The organism is Kribbella sp. NPDC056861 (genome assembly GCF_040687575.1).
Classification (GTDB): Bacteria; Actinomycetota; Actinomycetes; order Propionibacteriales; family Kribbellaceae; genus Kribbella.
The window spans coordinates 1437-3086 of sequence record NZ_JBFBNQ010000015.1 but is presented as its reverse complement, the minus strand read 5'-3'; the positions used below and the strand labels follow the sequence as shown (position 1 = coordinate 3086).

The 1650-nt window shown below is 53.9% G+C and carries 1 rRNA gene (cut by a window edge); it reads right to left on the bottom strand.

What is annotated here, in order from left to right:
• A 23S ribosomal RNA gene (locus AB0P21_RS41375) occupies window positions 1–1566 on the bottom strand (it extends 1620 nt beyond the left edge of the window).
• Window positions 1567–1650: the final 84 nt, after the last annotated feature.

The window sequence follows — 1650 nt, the reverse complement described above, 5'->3', positions numbered from 1 at the left end:
CCTTAGCATCACTAGGTTCGGTCGGGTCGTGTTAATGCCGGTACGGGAATATCAACCCGTTGTCCATCGACTACGCCTGTCGGCCTCGCCTTAGGTCCCGACTTACCCAGGGCAGATTAGCTTGACCCTGGAACCCTTGATCATTCGGCGGACGGGTTTCTCACCCGTCATTCGCTACTCATGCCTGCATTCTCACTCGTGCAGCATCCACAACTAGATCACTCTGCTGCTTCGCTCGCTGCACGACGCTCCCCTACCCATCCACACACCTGGATACCGATCAAGTCGATACCGGGTACATATGTGAATGCCACAGCTTCGGTGGATTGCTTGAGCCCCGCTACATTGTCGGCGCGGAATCACTTGACCAGTGAGCTATTACGCACTCTTTCAAGGGTGGCTGCTTCTAAGCCAACCTCCTGGTTGTCTGGGCAACTCCACATCCTTTTCCACTTAGCAATCGCTTAGGGACCTTAGCTGGTGATCTGGGCTGTTTCCCTCTCGACGACGGAGCTTATCCCCCGCCGTCTCACTGCCGCGCTCTCACTTACCGGCATTCGGAGTTTGGCTGATTTCGGTAAGCCGGTAAGCCCCCTAGACCATCCAGTGCTCTACCTCCGGTAAGAAACACGCGACGCTGCACCTATATGCATTTCGGGGAGAACCAGCTATCACGGAGTTTGATTGGCCTTTCACCCCTATCCACAGGTCATCCCCCAGGTTTTCAACCCTGGTGGGTTCGGTCCTCCACGCGGTCTTACCCGCGCTTCAACCTGCCCATGGATAGATCACTCCGCTTCGGGTCTAGAGCATGCGACTAAAGCGCCCTATTCAGACTCGCTTTCGCTACGGATACCCCTCACGGGTTAACCTCGCCACATACCACTAACTCGCAGGCTCATTCTTCAAAAGGCACGCCGTCACACCCACACAAGGTGAATGCTCCGACGGATTGTAGGCAATCGGTTTCAGGTACTATTTCACTCCCCTCCCGGGGTACTTTTCATCTTTCCCTCACGGTACTAGTCCGCTATCGGTCACCAAGAAGTATTTAGGCTTAGCGGGTGGTCCCGCCAGATTCACACGGGATTTCAAGAGTCCCGTGCTACTTGGGAAAACACTCGGAAGTCACTGTCTTACGCCTACGGGGCTATTACCCACTACGGCTCAACTTTCCAGAAAATTCGACTTCAACAGTGATTTATAACTCCCTGACCCCACGGCATTGAAGGTCTGAATGCTCCCACAACCCCATATACGCAACGCACGCCGGCTATCACACGCACATGGTTTAGCCTCATCCGCTTTCGCTCGCCACTACTCACGGAATCACTATTGTTTTCTCTTCCTGCGGGTACTGAGATGTTTCACTTCCCCGCGTTCCCTCCAGAACCCTATGTGTTCAGGCACTGGTAACTGGCTTTAGAGTGCCAGCTGGGTTTCCCCATTCGGACACCCCCGGATCACAGCTTGGTTGCCAACTCCCCGGGGCTTATCGCAGGCTCCTACGTCCTTCATCGGCTCTTGGTGCCTAGACATCCACCGATTGCCCTTAGTAGCTTGTCAAAAAACAACAAAAAAACAACTACTGAAGATGCTCGCGTCCACTATACAGTTCTCAAAATACGGGCAGGAACACCAGCCCTACAT